General features: G+C 76.7%; 1 pseudogene. It reads right to left on the reverse strand.

What is annotated here, in order from left to right:
* A pseudogene (locus A5702_RS27310) lies at nt 1-569 on the reverse strand (hypothetical protein); the annotation flags it as partial.
* Between the last annotated feature and the right edge of the window lie 18 nt (nt 570-587).

The following is a 587-nucleotide window of genomic DNA, read 5'->3' on the forward strand; positions in this document are numbered from 1 at the left end:
ATGCCGCCAACCTGCCCCGCCGGGATGCCGCGCGGGGCGACCATCGGCGCGCCAGCACCGGCCAAGGGCGCGGCGGCGGGGGCAGCGGCCTCCGGGGCCGCCGCGGGCCAGCTCGCCGGCACCGACAAACGTCCGACAGGAGCCGCCTGGCCCATGGCCGCGGACGGCATCAGCCGCGCGGGCGCGAGCATTTCCGGCGCGGTCATCGCCGGCCGGAAGGGTGCGAGATGCTCCATCGCGGGCATCGCCGGCCGGACGACCGCCGGTGCGCGCACGGCGGTGCTGAGACCCGCGCCGGATGTCGTCATCCCGCTCAGTCCCGACGCCCCAGCCCCTCCTCCTTGTCCGAACGGCGTTCCGAGCAAGCTGGTGAAGCCGCTGATCGCCGACGGGAAGCCGCCGACCAACGACGACGCCGACGAATTGAGCGATGACGGCAGCCCCATGGCCGCCTGAGTGGCCGCGCCCTGCATGTTGGCTGCGCCCGCGGCCGCGGCTCCGGCCGCGGCTCCGGCCGCCGCGCCGGCGGGATTGGTGGTTGGCGGCGCGACCGCCATCGGCGCCAACATGGCCGCCGCCGCCGAGGA

The sequence above is a fragment of the Mycobacterium sp. E3339 genome (genome assembly GCF_001666915.1).
In the GTDB taxonomy this organism is placed as follows: domain Bacteria; phylum Actinomycetota; class Actinomycetes; order Mycobacteriales; family Mycobacteriaceae; genus Mycobacterium.